Here is a 15,229-nt window from a genome sequence, read left to right as displayed (position 1 = left end):
TCATGTCGAAAATATCTCCAGCAAGCGTGGCGCGATCCTGTTCAGTGAGCGAATTTCCACCGCGGCATCGATAGCGGCTGCCGCCTTGGGCATCCCGTATACCGCGCTGCTTTCCTGATCCTGGGCGATCGTCAGATAGCCTCGCTCACGCATCAACTTCAAACCCTGGGCACCGTCTCTGCCCATGCCGGTGAGCAACACACCCACCGCGTCACCCTTCCAGTAATCGGCGACACTTTCAAAGAACACGTCGATCGAAGGGCGATAAATTTCATTTACCGGTTCGGCGGTATAGGCCAGCGTGCCATTCTGCAACAAGCGAATATGGTGATTGGTCCCGGCCAGCAGCACCGTGCCGTTCTGCGGAGGCTCACCTTCGCGAGCCAGACGCACCGGCAGCCGACAGGAACTGCTCAACCATTCGGCCATGCCGGCTGCGAACACCTGGTCGACATGCTGCACCAACACGATCGCAGCAGGAAAATCGTCGGGCAACCCCTTGAGCAGGCTTTCCAGGGCCGCCGGGCCGCCCGCCGAGGAACCGATGGCTACCAGTTTTTGCCGGCTCCCGCCATTCTCCCCAGGGGTAGAAACACTGCGTACCCGTGCGCCCCGCTGACCGATCAACCAACTGATGTTAAGAATCTTGCGCAGCAGCGGTGCTGCGGCCTCCCGCGGATTACCACCACCAATGGCCGGTGTATCGACCACATCCAGCGCCCCGTGCCCCATGGCTTCGAACACCCGGTGCACGTTCTGCTGGCGGTCGACGGTGACGATGACAATCGCGCAGGGCGATTCGGCCATGATCCGTCGCGTGGCCTCCACGCCATCCATGACCGGCATGATCAGGTCCATCAGGATCAGGTCCGGCGTGTTCTCGGCACACAGTTTCACTGCATCGGCGCCGTTGTTCGCCACCCAGATCACCTGGTGCGCCGGCTCGAACGCCAGGGCACGGCGCAAGGCCTCGACGGCCATGGGCATGTCGTTGACGATCGCAATCTTCATCCCTGGGCGCCTCCTATCAGTTCCACCACCGCATCGAGCAAGGCGTCGTCATGGAAACTGGCCTTGGCCAGATAATAGTCGGCTCCGGCGTCCAGTCCACGTCGACGGTCTTCTTCGCGGTCCTTGTAGGACACCACCATCACCGGTAGCGACTGCAGGCGGCTGTCGCGGCGCAGCAGCGTGACCAGTTCGATGCCGTCCATGCGCGGCATGTCGATGTCGGTGATCAGCAGGTCGAAATCCTCGGCACGCAACACGTTCCAGCCGTCCATGCCATCCACCGCGACCGACACATCGTAGCCGCGGTTGATCAGCAGCTTGCGTTGCAGTTCGCGCACGGTCAGCGAATCGTCGACCACCAGCACCCGCTTGCGCGCCACTTCACTGGCCTGGCGATTGCGCCGGTCGATACGTTCCAGGCGCCCGGTGTTGAGCAGTTTGTCCACCGAACGCAGCATGTCCTCGACATCGACGATCAGCGCCACCGAACCGTCATCGAGCAAGGCCCCGGCAGAAATGTCCTGGACCTTGCCCAGGCGCGGGTCGAGCGGCAGCACCACCAGGGTCCGCTCGCCGATGAAACGCTCGACCGCCAGCCCATAGACCGCATCACGCTCGCGGATCACCACGACCTTGAGGGTGTCGCCGACATGCTCGCTGGCCGGCCTCTGCAGCAACTGGCTGGCCGCGACCAGGCCGGCATGGCGGCCTTCGTGCCAGAAATGCTGGCGCCCTTCCAGTTGCACGATCTCTTCGGTGGGCAGATCGAGCATCCGCTCGATATGCGCCAGCGGGAAGGCATAGGCCTCGCCACCGACCTCAACCACCAGGCTGCGCACCACCGACAGGGTCAGCGGCACCTCCAGGTGGAAACGACTGCCCTGCCCGGCCGCCTGTTCCAGCACGACCGCGCCATGCAGTTGCCGGACCATGTGCTGCACGGCATCCAGGCCCACGCCACGCCCGGACACCTCGGTCACCTTGTCCCGCATGCTGAAACCGGGCAGGAACAGGAAGGTCAGCAATTCCTCCTCGCTGAGCTGCGCGGCGGTTTCGGCCGGCGACAACTTGCGCTCGACGATATTGCGGCGCAGGCGCTCGAGGTCGACGCCACCGCCATCATCCTGCAGTTGCAGCACCAGCAGGCCGGCCTGGTGCGAAGCACGCAGGCGAATCAGGCCCTCGGCGGGCTTGCCGGCCAGCACGCGCAGCTCCGGGCTCTCGATGCCGTGATCGACCGCATTGCGCAGCAGGTGGGTCAACGGCGCCTCGAGTTTTTCCAGGACATCGCGGTCGACCTGGGTTTTCTCGCCCTCGACCTCCAGCCGCACCTGCTTGCCCAGGCTGCGCCCGAGATCACGGACCATCCGTACCTGGCCGCCAAGCACATCGGCGAAAGGCCGCATGCGACAGGCCAGCGCCGTGTCATAGAGTACCTGGGCACGCTGGCCGGCCTGCCAGCCGAACTCGTCGAGTTCGGCGATCTGCGCCGTCAGCATCTGTTGCGATTCGGCCAACTGGCGCCGGGCGTCGGCCAGCGCCTCTTCGGCTTCCAGGCTCAGGCCGACGTCCTTCAACTGGTCGCCGAGACTGTCCAGGGCCCGCTGGCTATTGCCCTGCAGGCGCCGCAACCGTTGCAGGCTGGCCAGGTAGGGCTTGAGACGCTGGGTTTCCACCAGGGACTTGCTCGACAGGTCGAGCAGGCTGTTCAGGCGTTCGGCGGTGACCCGCAATACCCGTTCGCCGCCTTCGGTGGCGGCGCGCTTGCCGGGCTTCACGGCAGGCTCGGGCTCAACCGGGGCAGGCACGGGCATCGGCTCAGGCTCGGCGGCAACCAGTGGCGCGCTCGGCGGCGGCTCGGGCTCTGCCGCCGCGGGCGGTGTCGGCGGCGCAGGAGGCGCAACCCGGGCACTCAAGGCCGAAGGGTCAAGCAGGGTTTTCATCAACAGCAGGTACGCTTCGACATCCACCGGGCCGACGTTGTCACTACCCGGAGTGGCAATGCGCATGAGCATGTCGGTGCCCTGCAGCAGGGCGTCGATATGTTCGGGCTGCAGATACAGCCGCCCTTCCTGGGCACTGACCAGGCAATCCTCCATCACGTGGGCCACGCTCACGCCAGCGTCGACGCCGACGATCCGCGCCGCGCCCTTGAGGGAGTGGGCGGCGCGCATGCAGGCCTCGAGCTGGTCGGCCTGGGTCGGGTTGCGCTCCAGCGCCAGCAGGCCGGCACTGAGCACCTGGGTCTGGGCCTCGGCCTCCAGGCTGAACAGTTCGAGCAACGACGAGTCGCGCATTTGATCTGGGGTCATGTAAGGCTCCGGGCCACGGCCGACAGCAATTGCTCCTCATCCAGCCAGCGCAGGCTGCGTCCCCTGAACGGCAACACGCCCCGGGTAAACCTGGCACTGGCCTGGGGGCCGGCGGCGGAGGCTGCGTCGAGCAGGCGCTGGTCGATCGCATGGATACCGTCCACTTCATCCACCGGCACCACCACCGGACCACCCTGGGCGGCGATGATCAGCATGCGCGGCATGACCCGGCCACCAGGGGTGGCGGTGACACTCGCGTCCAGCCCCAGAAGCTCCACCAGCGACAAGCAGCCCACCAGCGCGCCCCGCACGTTGGCCACGCCCAGCAACGCCCGCGAACGCTGATGCGGCAGCGAATGGATCGCGCGCAACGGCGCGATCTCCACCAGGCAGCGTGTGGCCAGGCCCAACCACTCCTCGCCGAGACGAAACATCAGCAGCGAACGGGTGGCGATTTCCTCGCCCTCCGCCGTTGCTTCCTGCTCACGGTTCTCCCGCTGCAGGGTATAGCGATCCAGCAGGCGGGTGGCGGCGGCGGAATACACCGCGCAGTTACGGCAGTGGATATGGTCCTTGAGTAGCGGGCAGGACTTGTCGCCGTGAATACCGATACGGTTCCAGCAATCGTCGATGGCCTCGGCGTCTTCATGGGTAAGGTTCAAGGCTGTCAAGCCGCTCATCGTTTGCGCTCACTGTCAGCGGCACGCCCACTCCGGGCGGCGCGGTCCTGCAATCGTCGGGCTCCAGCCACGTCGCCCTGGGCGGCCAGCAGCGCGGCCAGCTGTGCCAGGGCTTCGGGGTGTTGCGGCTCAAGGTACAGCGCCTTGCGATAGAACCCCTGGGCCTGTTGCGCACTGCCGGCCACATCGCTCAGCAGCCCAAGCCAATAGAACACCTGGGCCACCGGTTCATGCTGACGCAGGAAGCTGTCGCAGGCCTGCCGGGCCTCCACACTCTTGCCCTCGTTGGCCAGCTCGGCAATCCGCGCCAGCAGGCTGGCGGCATCGGCTGCCGGTGCAGGCGGCCTGGCAGGTGGCGGCGTGACGCTGGCCAGCAACGGACGCGGTTGCGCCCTGGGTGCCGCCACTTTTGCCGGTGGCGTGCGCACCGGCAAAAGTGGGGGGGGCAAGGGCGGCGGCGAGGAAGCCGGCACGGGTTCCGGCTCAGCCGGTGTATGCCGGCGAAAGGCGAACGACTGCGGGATGCCGATGGAGCGCATGCCCATCCGTCCCAGCAGGTTACCCTCGGCAGGGCCGATGAACAGCACGCCGTCGACATGGGTCAGGCGCTTGAGAATCTCGAAGACCTGCTGCTGGGTCGGCAGGTCGAAATAGATCAGCAGGTTGCGGCAGAACACGAAGTCATACACCTCGCCCGCCAGCAGCCCCGGTTCCAGCAGGTTGCCGGTACGCAGACGCACCTGTTCGCGTACCCGCTCGTTGACCTGGTAGCCCTCGTCGAGCGCGATGAAATGCCGCTCGCGAAAGGCGATGTCTTCGCCGCGGAACGAGTTCTTGCCGTAGATCGCACGCTTGCCTCGCTCGATCGATGCCGGGCTGACGTCAAGGCCATCGACCTTGAACTGGTGCGGCGCCAGCCCCGCGTCGAACAATGCCATGGCAATCGAATAGGGCTCCTCCCCCGTGGAAGATGGCAGGCTGAGAATCTTCAGTGCGCGCATGCCGCGCAGCTGCTCCTGGCGCTCGATGGCCAGGCGGGCCAGGGTCGCGAAGGACTCGGGATAACGGAAAAACCAGGTCTCCGGGACGATCACCGCCTCGATCAGCGCCTGCTGCTCGTCGGCGGAGCCCTGCAGCCTGGCCCAGTACTGGTCGGCCGAATCCATCTGCAGTTGAGTGCAGCGCTGGCGCACCGCGCGCTGGATGATCAGCGGCCCGACCGAGGCGACATCCAGGCCGATACGCTCCTTGAGAAAATCGAAGAATCGCTGGTCGGCACTCATCACAGGCCCTCGGCAGATTCGGGAAACAGCAGGGCACGAACCGACGGACTGAGCAGCTCATTGACGCCGATGCGTTGCACCAGCCCCTGCCGATCCTCCCGCACCGGGCCCAGGTAAGGCGCCTGGCGGTTGTCCAGGCCGTAGGGCTGGAAGTCCTGCGGATTGCAGCGCAAGGTATCGGTAGCCTGCTCAAGAATCAGTCCGAGCAGATACCGGGCGCCATCAGGCTCGGGTCGATAGTGCACCAGCACCAGCCGCGTACTGGTGCGGGCCACGGCAGGCTCCCCGAAGGTCATCGCACTGACATCGATCACCGGCACCATCGAACCACGGTGTGCAAAGACTCCCGCCACCCAGCCCGGCGCATGGGCGATGCTCCTGAGCTGCAGGCGCGGCAATACTTCCGCGATGTCCACGGCTTCCAGGGCATAGCGCTCGCCGCCGATGCGAAAGACCAGGAACAGGCTGTCCCGGGATTGCGCGCTGGCGACGCGCTTGGCCAGCAGCTCGCTCATCAGACTTTGAAACGCGAGACGCCGCTGCGCAGGCCGACCGCGACCTGGCTCAGCTCGTCGATGGCGAAACTGGCCTGGCGCAGGGACTCGACGGTCTGGCTGCTGGCATCCCCCAACTGCACCAACGCGAGGTTGATCTGCTCGGCGCCCGTGGCCTGGGCCTGCATGCCCTCGTTGACCATCAGCACCCGCGGCGCCAGGGCCTGGACCTGGTGAATGATCTGCGACAGTTGCTCACCGACCTGCTGCACTTCGAACATGCCCCGGCGCACCTCCTCGGAGAACTTGTCCATGCCCATGACCCCGGCGGACACCGCCGACTGGATCTCGCGCACCATCTGCTCGATGTCATAGGTGGCGACGGCCGTCTGGTCGGCCAGGCGGCGCACCTCGGTGGCGACCACGGCGAAACCGCGGCCATACTCACCGGCCTTCTCCGCCTCGATCGCGGCGTTGAGGGACAGCAGGTTGGTCTGGTCGGCGACCTTGACGATGGTCACTACCACCTGGTTGATGTTGCCGGCCTTCTCGTTGAGGATCGACAGCTTGGAGTTCACCAGCTCGGCGGCGCCCATTACCGAATGCATGGTGTCTTCCATCCGCGCCAGCCCCTGCTGGCCAGAGCCGGCGAGCACCGAGGCCTGGTCGGCGGCCGAGGACACCTCGGTCATGGTACGCACCAGATCACGGGAGGTCGCGGCGATTTCCCGCGATGTCGCACCGATTTCAGTGGTGGTGGCGGCGGTTTCGGTGGCCGTCGCCTGCTGTTGCTTGGAGGTGGCGGCAATCTCGGTGACCGAGGTGGTGACTTGCACCGCCGACCGCTGCGCCTGGGAGACCAGGGCCGTCAGCTCGGTCATCATGTCGTTGAAACCGTTTTCCACCGAGCCGAATTCGTCCTTGCGATCCAGGTTCAGGCGGCTGCTCATGTCGCCGGTGCGCATGATCTCGAGAATTTCGACGATCCGCTGCATCGGCGAGGTGATGGCGCGCATCAGCAACCAGCCGCACAGGCCCGCGGCGAGCACCGCGAGCAGCAGGGAAATGACCATGCTGATCTTCGCCGACGACACGGCAGCACTGATGCTGTCGGTGGCACGGTCGGCAACACCCTTGTTCTGCAGGATGATGTCGTTGAGTTCCTTGCGCCCATTCATCCAGGCCGGAGTCAGTTGCAGCTTGAATTGGCGGATCGCCTCATCGTTCTGCTTGCGCTGGTAAAGATCGAGCACATTGGCCAGGGCCTTGGTGTAGGCCTCATGCTCGTGCCTGAAGAGTTCGAATCGCGCCCGGTCCTCGCCGTCGAAGATGGTCTTCTGGTAATTCTCGATCTGCTCGAGCAAACGACTGGCGAAAGCCTTGTACTGTTCCTGGTCGGCGGTGCTGATCACCCCGTCGCCGTTGAAACCGAGCAATTGCTGGGTCAACACATAACTTTCGACCCAGGAGCTGCGGATCATGGTGCTGTAGTAGACGCCGGGGATGGCATCGCTACGCACACTCTCCTCGCTGGACTCGATCGACAACAACCGCGAGTACGCGGCCACGACCATCAACAACATGATCGCGATGATGACGGCAAAACTCGCGAGTATCCGTTGACGCAGAGTCCAGTTCTTCACAATCAGTCCTCGGGAAACATTTCAAATGGAAGGCAGTATAGCCGAGGGTGTGCCATCATTTACCCACAGGCTACGACCGGGATTACAAATGTAAGGAATATAACTTACAGGAGATTTCTCATCCTGAGCGGCTACTTGCCGACATTCTCTACAAAGCCCACCTACGTGGTTGAAAGCAATTGTTGTCGTTCACGAGCCCCATCATTTAGTCATACCGACCATGGGAACTGCTTGATGCCCGTACTGCCGAGCCTGCGTAGCCGCTTTGCCGTTGCCATCGCCTTGTTGGTAAGCGTGCTGAGCTGGCTGCTGGGCTCGTTCATCAGCCATGACTCCAGCGTGCGAATGCGCGCTGAAATTGGCCAGGACCTGGCGGAAGTCTCCTATCAGATGTCAGACCGACTGGACCATGCCATGGCCAGCCGCTTTCATCTCCTGGGCGTCATCAGCCACCTCAAGGTATTGCAGGAAGGTTCCGATCTGGCACAGATACGCCAGTTGCTCGAACAGATGCAACAACAGTTCCCGGATCTGGCCTGGCTCGGCCTGACCGATACCAAGGGCCTGGTCAGGGCCTCGACCGGCGCAATCCTGCAGGACACCAACATCAGCCAGCGCCCGGTGTTCAAGGAAGGGCTCAAGCGTGTCTTCGTCGGCGATGTCCACGAGGCGGTGCTGTTGTCCAGACTGCTGCCCAATCCCAGCGGCGAAACCCTGAAGTTCGTCGACATCAGCCTGCCGGTCTTCAACGGTGCCAGCGGCGATGCCCGGAAAACCGTCGGGGTGCTGGCCGCTCATCTCTCCTGGGCCTGGGCCGAGGACATGCGCCAATCCCTGATGGCGCCGTTGCAGGAACGGCGCAAGGTCGAATTCTTTGTCGTGGCCGCCGACCACCGGATACTGCTTGGCCCGCGTGAAACCATCGGCCAGGTCCTGCAGCTGCCACAGCTCGAGGGCCTGGGCCAGCGGCCACGCTGGGCAGTGCAGCGCTGGCCGGATGGAAAGGACTACCTGACCGGCCTGGCTCCCAGCCGCGGCTACGAAGACTACAAGGGCCTGGGCTGGACGGTGATCACCCGCCAGAGCCTCGACGAAGCCTACGCACCGGCTAAGGAGTTGCAGCGTGACATCCTGGTCTGGGGCGTTGCGCTGGCAGTGATCGTCGCCTTCATCGGCTGGCTGCTGGCAACCTGGTTCACCCGGCCGCTGAAAGCCATCGCCAACGCCGCCGACCGCCTGAGCATCGGTGAGTCGATGGAAATTCCGGAACTCAAGGGCACGCGGGAAATCGTCCAATTGAGCCAGTCGATTCGCCATCTGGTGGACAGCCTGAGCAATCACCAGACGGCCCTGGGCGTGATGGAAAGCCTGGCGCACCATGATGCGCTGACCGGACTGCCCAACCGTGCGGCTCTGGAGAAATACCTGCCACGGGCGCAACAGCGCAGCCAGTCGCATAACAATTGCCTGGCCCTGCTGTACCTGGACCTGGACGGTTTCAAGCCGATCAACGACCAGTTCGGCCACGCCGGTGGTGACGAACTGCTGAAGGAGGTGGCCCGCCGCCTGCGCACCTGCCTGCGTGAAGGCGACATGGTCGCGCGGCTTGGCGGCGACGAGTTCCTGATGGTGCTGCAGGTGCCGCGCGGCGACGCGCTGAATCAGGCCAGGGCCATCGCCAACCGGGTACTCGCCAGCCTGGCGCACTCGATCATGCTGCACCAGGTACCCGCACGGATCGGTTGCAGCATCGGCGGCGCGGTCTGGCCCCTCGACGCCCCCGACCTCAGCGACGTGCTGGGGCTGGCGGACAAGGCCCTTTACCGAGCCAAGCATGCCGGCAAGGGTCAGGCGCACTTTCATCAGGCCGAGGATGTGCTGCCCGGTTATCCGTGAACAGCCTTGTCACTGCGGGACGGCTTGGCGAACCTGCCGTTCCAGCTCCTGGCGCAACCCCGGATCCAGCCGCAACTGGCGCGCCAACTCGTCCAGATAAGCTTTCTCCATGAAGTTCTCCTCATCCACCATCAGCACGCTGGCGATGTACATTTCCGCCGCCATCTCCGGCGTGCTCGCCGCCCGGGCGACCTGAGCCGGGTCCAGCGGCTTGTTCAGTTCGGCATGCAGCCACTGCTGCACCTCACGATCGCTGCCCAGCCTGGCGAACTCACCCTCGATCAGCTCCCGCTCGCGGGCGTCGACATGCCCGTCGGCCTTGGCCGCGGCCACCAGTGCCTGGAGAATCGCCTGGCTGTGCTGCTCGACCTGCGCCACCGGCAGGCGATCGATAGTCCGAGGCTCCACCGCGCAGGCATTCGCCTGCTGCGCCTGCCAGTTGCCATAGGCCTTGTAGGCCAGCACGCCCAGCGCGGCCAGCCCACCATAGGTCAATACCGTGCCACCGACCTTGCGCGCCTTCTTGCTACCCAGCAGCAACCCCATGGCCCCGGCGGCCAGGGCGCCACCGCCCGCGCCGGAAAGCAGGCTGCCCAGCCCCGCCGAGCCGCCTTTTCCCGCACCGAGCAGGCTGCCCAGGGCGCCCTTGTCGGCATCACTTTCGGGCTTGCCTCTTGCCTGGTTCTGCAACAGGTCTTGACCAGACCTGAGTAACTGATCGAGCAATCCACGGGTGTTCATCGGCAGTCTCCGCAAGCGAGGAATGAACCCACAGGGTAAAACGAGCATTCCGACGATGGTTGGCCAGTGTGCTTCCAGATGTTGCACATCCTGCGGGCAAATCCTGACTCACGGATCAAGCCTTCGATTAAAAAGATATACACTGGCTCACATCCATAAAAACAACTCGCCGAAAAACCCGGCAAGGGTAACGCTCCCATGATGACCCTGCGTCAGATCCGCCACTTCATCGCCGTGGCCGAAACCGGCTCGATCTCGGCCGCCGCCCAGGCCGTGTTCATTTCCCAGTCGACGCTGACCCTGGCGATCCAGCAACTGGAACAGGAAATCGGCGTCAGCCTGTTCAACCGCCACGCCAAGGGCATGACCCTGACCCACCAGGGCCACCAGTTCCTGCGCCAGGCGCACCTGATCCTGGCCACCGTCGACAACGCCAAGCGCAGCCTGCAACAGAGTACCGACCAGGTCAGCGGACAATTGACGGTCGGCGTGACCAGCCTGGTGGCCGGTTACTACCTGGCCGATCTGCTCACCCGCTTCCAGCGCGCCTACCCCAACGTGGAAATCCGCGTGACCGAGGACGAGCGGCCGTATATCGAGCACCTGCTGGTCAGCGGCGAGATCGATGTCGGTGTGCTGATCCTCTCCAACCTGGAGGACCGCCACGCCCTGCAGACCGAAGTACTGACCCACTCGCCGCACCGCCTGTGGCTACCGGCCCAGCACCCGCTGCTGGAACACGACAGCATCAACCTCGCCGACGTCGCCCGCGAGCCGCTGATCCAGCTCAACGTCGATGAAATGGACCGCAACGCCCAGCGCATGTGGCGCGGTGCCGGCCTGCTGCCACGGACCAGCCTGCGCACGGCCTCCACCGAAGCGGTGCGTAGCCTGGTGGCCGCCGGGCTCGGCCTGTCGATCCAGCCGGACATGACTTACCGGCCCTGGTCACTGGAGGGCGACATCATTGAAGCCCGGCCGATCGCCGATCTCAGCCACACCCTCGATGTCGGCCTGGCCTGGCGCCGCGGTACGGCCCGACCGACGCTGGTCGACCCGTTCCTCACCGTGGCCCGTGAACAACCCCCTGGCGGACGCAAGCCATCGATTTAATCGAACGCTGCTTTCAGTATTTAGTATTTGTCGACCTCTGTTCCGGCCACTAGTCTCTTTCCATCCATATAGAGAAAGGCCGGACTCCAGCTGCAAGGGAAGCTCCATGGCCACACAAGAAAAGAGAACTCGCAAAATGGCTGGCGCGCACCCGACCCCATTGTTCACCTCGTTGCTGATCGACGGTGAACTCGTTGCAGGTCAAGGTTTCGTCGAACCGATCCTCAACCCGGCCACGGGCGAGGTCATCACGCAGATCGCCGAGGCCAGCACCGAGCAGGTCGAAAGCGCGATCCTCGCCGCCCACCGGGCGTTCACCGCCTGGTCGCGAACCACCCCGCAACAACGCTCGAACATCCTCCTGGCGATCGCCGACGCAGTGGAGAAAAACGCCGACCTGCTGGCCCGCCTCGAATCACTGAACTGCGGCAAGCCGCTGCACCTGGCACGCCAGGACGACCTCAGTGCTACGGTCGACGTGTTCCGCTTCTTCGCCGGCGCGGTGCGCTGCCAGACCGGGCAACTGTCCGGCGAGTACCTGCCGGGCTACACCAGCATGGTCCGCCGCGACCCGATCGGCGTGGTCGCTTCCATCGCCCCGTGGAACTACCCGATCATGATGGCCGCGTGGAAGATCGCCCCGGCCCTCGCGGCCGGCAATACCCTGGTGTTCAAGCCATCCGAACACACACCGCTGTCGATCCTGGCGCTGGCACCCACCCTGGCCGAGCTGCTGCCACCGGGCGTGATCAACATTGTCTGCGGTGGCGGCGAAGGCGTCGGCAGCCACCTGGTCAGCCACCCCAGGGTGCGCATGGTGTCGCTGACCGGCGATATCGTCACCGGGCAGAAAATCCTCCAGGCTGCGGCAAAAAGCGTGAAGCGCACCCATCTGGAACTTGGCGGCAAGGCGCCGGTGATCGTCTGCAACGATGCCGATATCCAGGCGGTGGTCGAAGGCGTGCGCAGCCACGGCTACTACAACGCCGGCCAGGACTGCACCGCTGCCTGCCGGATCTACGCCCAGACCGGCATTCATGACAGGCTGGTGGCCGAGCTCGGCGCGGCGGTAAGCAGCCTGCGCTTTGCCGGCAAGCGCGACGCCGACAACGAGATCGGCCCGCTGATCAGCACGCGCCAACGCGACCGCGTCGCCAGCTTCGTCGAACGCGCCCTCGGCCAGCCGCACATCGAACGGGTGACCGGCGCCGCGGTGCATTCCGGCCCCGGCTTCTACTATCAGCCAACCCTGCTCGCCGGCTGCCGACAGAGCGACGAAATCGTCCAGCGCGAGGTGTTCGGCCCGGTGGTCACCGTGACCCGCTTCGACGAACTGAGCCAGGCGGTGGACTGGGCCAACGATTCCGAATACGCCCTGGCCTCGTCGGTCTGGACCCAGAACCTGGAGAAGGCGATGCAGGTCGCTTCGCGCCTGCAGTACGGCTGCACCTGGATCAACAGCCATTTCATGCTGGTCAGCGAGATGCCCCACGGCGGCCTCAAGCGCTCCGGCTACGGCAAGGACCTGTCCAGCGATTCGCTGCAGGACTACAGCGTGGTGCGCCACATCATGGCGCGTCACGGCCAACATCTGTAACACGCACTACCCTAACAACAAGCCGCCAGCGGCATGCAGCACCCCGTTCGACTGCCCCGACCATAATTAAAGAAGAGGGAAAACCGATGTCCGCGCACAAGACCGCACTGCTCAGTGCACTGACCACCGCCCTGCTGGCCAGCGCCAGCCTGCAGGCCGCCGAGCCACTGAAAGCCGTCGGCGCCGGCGAAGGCCAACTCGATATCGTCGCCTGGCCGGGCTACATCGAACGGGGCGAAAGCGACAAGGCCTATGACTGGGTCACCGGCTTCGAGAAGGAAACCGGTTGCAAGGTCAGCGTGAAGACCGCCGCCACCTCCGACGAGATGGTCAGCCTGATGGCCAAGGGCGGCTACGACCTGGTCACCGCTTCGGGCGACGCCTCGCTGCGCCTGATCGTCGGCAAGCGTGTGCAGCCAATCAACCCGGAGCTGATCCCGAACTGGAAGAACCTCGACCCACGCCTCAAAGACGCGCCATGGTACGTGGTCAACAAGCAGACCTACGGCACCCCCTACCAGTGGGGCCCGAACGTGCTGATGTACAACACCAACGTGTTCAAGCAGGCACCCACCAGCTGGAATGTGGTCTTCGAAGCGCAGAACCTGCCGGACGGCAAGCCGAACAAAGGCCGCGTACAGGCCTATGACGGTCCGATCTACATCGCCGATGCGGCGCTGTACCTCAAGTCGGCCAAGCCGGAGCTGGGCATCCAGAGCCCCTACGAGCTGACCGAGTCCCAGTACAAGGCCGTGCTCGACCTGCTGCGCGCCCAGCAGCCGCTGATCCACCGCTACTGGCACGACGCGACCGTGCAGATGAGCGACTTCAAGAACGAAGGCGTCGCCGCCTCCAGTTCCTGGGGCTACATGGTCAACGGCCTGCAGGCCGACAAGCAGCCGGTGGCCTCGACCATTCCCAAGGAAGGCGTGACCGGCTGGGCCGACACCACCCTGCTGCATGCCGAGGCCAAGCACCCCAACTGCGCCTACAAATGGATGGATTGGTCGCTGCAACCCAAGGTCCAGGGCGACGTGGCCGCCTGGTTCGGCTCACTGCCGGCAGTACCGGCGGCGTGCAAGGAGAGCGAACTGCTCGGTGCCGAAGGCTGCAAGACCAACGGCTTCGAGACCTTCGACAAGATCGCCTTCTGGAAGACCCCGCAGGCCGAGGGCGGCAAGTTCGTGCCGTACAGCCGCTGGACCCAGGACTACATCGCGATCATGGGTGGCCGCTGATTCTCCCCCAGCAATAACGAAACCTGTGGCGAGCGGGCTTGCCCGCGCTGGGGCGCAAAGCGCCCCTGAATCCGGCTGCCCGGTTACATCAGATAAAACGCAGTAGTCGGCCTACGGCTGCTTCGCAGCCGAGCGGGGCGGTTCGGCGATCCGACAAGCCCCCTCGCCACACATGTCTTCTTGGAGCACCGCATCATGACGCTTGCAGTCCAGTTCACCCACGTTTCCCGTCAGTTTGGCGAAGTGAAGGCCGTTGACCGGGTTTCCATCGATATCCAGGACGGCGAGTTCTTCTCCATGCTCGGCCCTTCCGGCTCAGGCAAGACCACCTGCCTGCGCCTGATCGCCGGCTTCGAACAACCCAGCGCCGGTTCGATCCGCATCCACGGCGAGGAAGCCGCCGGGCTGCCGCCGTACCAGCGCGACGTGAATACCGTGTTCCAGGATTACGCGCTGTTCCCCCACATGAACGTGCGTGACAACGTCGCCTACGGCCTCAAGGTCAAGGGTGTCGGCAAGGGCGAACGCCTGGCCCGCGCCGAAGAAGCCCTGGCCATGGTCGCCCTGGGCGGTTACGGCGAACGCAAGCCGGTGCAACTGTCCGGCGGCCAGCGCCAGCGCGTGGCCCTGGCACGCGCCCTGGTCAATCGCCCACGGGTGCTGCTGCTCGACGAGCCCCTCGGCGCCCTGGACCTCAAGCTGCGCGAACAGATGCAGAGCGAACTGAAGAAACTGCAACGCCAGCTCGGCATCACTTTCATCTTCGTCACCCACGACCAGACCGAAGCCCTGTCGATGTCCGACCGCGTGGCAGTGTTCAACAAGGGCCGTATCGAACAGGTCGACACCCCACGCAATCTCTACATGAAGCCGGCCACCGCCTTCGTCGCCGAATTCGTCGGCACCTCCAACGTGATCCGTGGCGACCTGGCCCGGCAGTTGGGTGGCAGCGACCTGCCCTTCTCGATTCGTCCGGAGCACGTGCGCTTTGCCGAAGGCCCGGCCGAGGGCAACGAAGTCGAAATCAGCGGCGTGCTGCACGATATCCAGTACCAAGGCAGCGCCACCCGCTTCGAGTTGAAGCTGGACAACGGCCAGACCCTCAACATCAGCCAGCCCAACACCCAGTGGCTGGACACCAGTGCCCGTCACCAGCCCGGCCAGCGCATCACTGCCCGCTGGGCGCGGGAAGCCATGACCCCGTTGGCGAGCGAGGTGTGA

At 64.6% G+C, this 15,229-nt stretch carries 12 protein-coding genes; 5 read left to right on the top strand and 7 right to left on the bottom strand.

Features of this window, described 5'->3' with window-relative positions; genetic code table 11:
* The 6 genes from AC6I6U_RS10220 to AC6I6U_RS10195 are packed head-to-tail and all read right to left on the bottom strand — an operon-like array spanning nt 1 to nt 7,423.
* Nucleotides 1–1,011 (bottom strand): chemotaxis response regulator protein-glutamate methylesterase, encoded by a 1,011-nt coding sequence (locus AC6I6U_RS10220; RefSeq protein WP_497881826.1) that lies wholly within the window; start codon nt 1,009–1,011, stop codon nt 1–3.
* Nucleotides 1,008–3,323 (bottom strand): hybrid sensor histidine kinase/response regulator, encoded by a 2,316-nt coding sequence (locus AC6I6U_RS10215; RefSeq protein ID WP_497881825.1) that lies wholly within the window; start codon nt 3,321–3,323, stop codon nt 1,008–1,010. Before AC6I6U_RS10215 ends, AC6I6U_RS10220 begins: the two co-directional genes overlap by 4 nt.
* Nucleotides 3,320–4,003, bottom strand: coding sequence for a chemotaxis protein CheW (locus AC6I6U_RS10210; protein ID WP_497881824.1), 684 nt, complete (start codon nt 4,001–4,003; stop codon nt 3,320–3,322). Before AC6I6U_RS10210 ends, AC6I6U_RS10215 begins: the two co-directional genes overlap by 4 nt.
* Nucleotides 4,000–5,286 (bottom strand): CheR family methyltransferase, encoded by a 1,287-nt coding sequence (locus AC6I6U_RS10205; protein ID WP_497881823.1) that lies wholly within the window; start codon nt 5,284–5,286, stop codon nt 4,000–4,002. Before AC6I6U_RS10205 ends, AC6I6U_RS10210 begins: the two co-directional genes overlap by 4 nt.
* Entirely contained in the window at nt 5,286–5,801 is a 516-nt protein-coding gene (locus tag AC6I6U_RS10200; RefSeq protein ID WP_497881822.1) for a chemotaxis protein CheW, read from the bottom strand. Before AC6I6U_RS10200 ends, AC6I6U_RS10205 begins: the two co-directional genes overlap by 1 nt.
* Nucleotides 5,801–7,423, bottom strand: coding sequence for a methyl-accepting chemotaxis protein (locus AC6I6U_RS10195; RefSeq protein WP_497881821.1), 1,623 nt, complete (start codon nt 7,421–7,423; stop codon nt 5,801–5,803). The genes AC6I6U_RS10200 and AC6I6U_RS10195 overlap by 1 nt, the downstream gene beginning before the upstream one ends.
* 234 nt (nt 7,424–7,657) lie before the next feature.
* On the opposite strand from AC6I6U_RS10195, the gene AC6I6U_RS10190 reads away from it, so the two are divergent.
* Nucleotides 7,658–9,319, top strand: a complete 1,662-nt coding sequence (locus AC6I6U_RS10190) for a diguanylate cyclase domain-containing protein (RefSeq protein WP_497881820.1) — start codon at nt 7,658–7,660, stop codon at nt 9,317–9,319.
* A 9-nt stretch (nt 9,320–9,328) separates the two neighbouring features.
* Here AC6I6U_RS10190 and AC6I6U_RS10185 read toward each other — a convergent pair whose 3' ends face one another.
* Nucleotides 9,329–10,060 (bottom strand): tellurite resistance TerB family protein, encoded by a 732-nt coding sequence (locus tag AC6I6U_RS10185; RefSeq protein WP_497881819.1) that lies wholly within the window; start codon nt 10,058–10,060, stop codon nt 9,329–9,331.
* 198 nt (nt 10,061–10,258) lie between these two features.
* Between AC6I6U_RS10185 and AC6I6U_RS10180 the strand changes: the two genes are divergently transcribed.
* The 4 genes from AC6I6U_RS10180 to AC6I6U_RS10165 all read left to right on the top strand — a co-directional run bounded on the left by AC6I6U_RS10180 (nt 10,259) and on the right by AC6I6U_RS10165 (nt 15,229).
* A complete protein-coding gene (locus tag AC6I6U_RS10180; protein ID WP_497881818.1) occupies nt 10,259–11,173 on the top strand; it encodes a LysR family transcriptional regulator in 915 nt (304 codons plus the stop codon).
* Nucleotides 11,174–11,279: 106 nt separating this feature from the next.
* Entirely contained in the window at nt 11,280–12,770 is a 1,491-nt protein-coding gene (locus tag AC6I6U_RS10175; protein WP_497881817.1) for a gamma-aminobutyraldehyde dehydrogenase, read from the top strand.
* 86 nt (nt 12,771–12,856) lie between these two features.
* Complete coding sequence (ydcS, locus tag AC6I6U_RS10170) at nt 12,857–14,008, top strand: putative ABC transporter substrate-binding protein YdcS (RefSeq protein ID WP_497881816.1); 1,152 nt, start codon at nt 12,857–12,859, stop codon at nt 14,006–14,008.
* Between the two features lie 195 nt (nt 14,009–14,203).
* Nucleotides 14,204–15,229 carry an ABC transporter ATP-binding protein gene (locus AC6I6U_RS10165; protein ID WP_497881815.1) on the top strand — a complete coding sequence of 342 codons (1,026 nt, stop codon included), beginning with the start codon at nt 14,204–14,206 and terminating at the stop codon, nt 15,227–15,229.

It is taken from the genome of Pseudomonas sp. UTLPPB19802 (assembly GCF_059730225.1).
This window is presented reverse-complemented; position numbering and strand designations above follow the sequence as displayed.

Excerpts from the sequence above, each read along its gene's own strand:
- AC6I6U_RS10220 (WP_497881826.1), bottom strand. The coding sequence starts at position 1,011 with ATGAAGATTGCGATCGTCAACGACATGCCCATGGCCGTCGAGGCCTTG.
- AC6I6U_RS10215 (WP_497881825.1), bottom strand. The coding sequence starts at position 3,323 with ATGACCCCAGATCAAATGCGCGACTCGTCGTTGCTCGAACTGTTCAGC.
- AC6I6U_RS10210 (WP_497881824.1), bottom strand. The coding sequence starts at position 4,003 with ATGAGCGGCTTGACAGCCTTGAACCTTACCCATGAAGACGCCGAGGCC.
- AC6I6U_RS10205 (WP_497881823.1), bottom strand. The coding sequence starts at position 5,286 with ATGAGTGCCGACCAGCGATTCTTCGATTTTCTCAAGGAGCGTATCGGC.
- AC6I6U_RS10200 (WP_497881822.1), bottom strand. The coding sequence starts at position 5,801 with ATGAGCGAGCTGCTGGCCAAGCGCGTCGCCAGCGCGCAATCCCGGGAC.
- AC6I6U_RS10190 (WP_497881820.1), top strand. The coding sequence starts at position 7,658 with ATGCCCGTACTGCCGAGCCTGCGTAGCCGCTTTGCCGTTGCCATCGCC.
- AC6I6U_RS10185 (WP_497881819.1), bottom strand. The coding sequence starts at position 10,060 with ATGAACACCCGTGGATTGCTCGATCAGTTACTCAGGTCTGGTCAAGAC.
- AC6I6U_RS10180 (WP_497881818.1), top strand. The coding sequence starts at position 10,259 with ATGATGACCCTGCGTCAGATCCGCCACTTCATCGCCGTGGCCGAAACC.
- AC6I6U_RS10175 (WP_497881817.1), top strand. The coding sequence starts at position 11,280 with ATGGCCACACAAGAAAAGAGAACTCGCAAAATGGCTGGCGCGCACCCG.
- ydcS (WP_497881816.1), top strand. The coding sequence starts at position 12,857 with ATGTCCGCGCACAAGACCGCACTGCTCAGTGCACTGACCACCGCCCTG.
- AC6I6U_RS10165 (WP_497881815.1), top strand. The coding sequence starts at position 14,204 with ATGACGCTTGCAGTCCAGTTCACCCACGTTTCCCGTCAGTTTGGCGAA.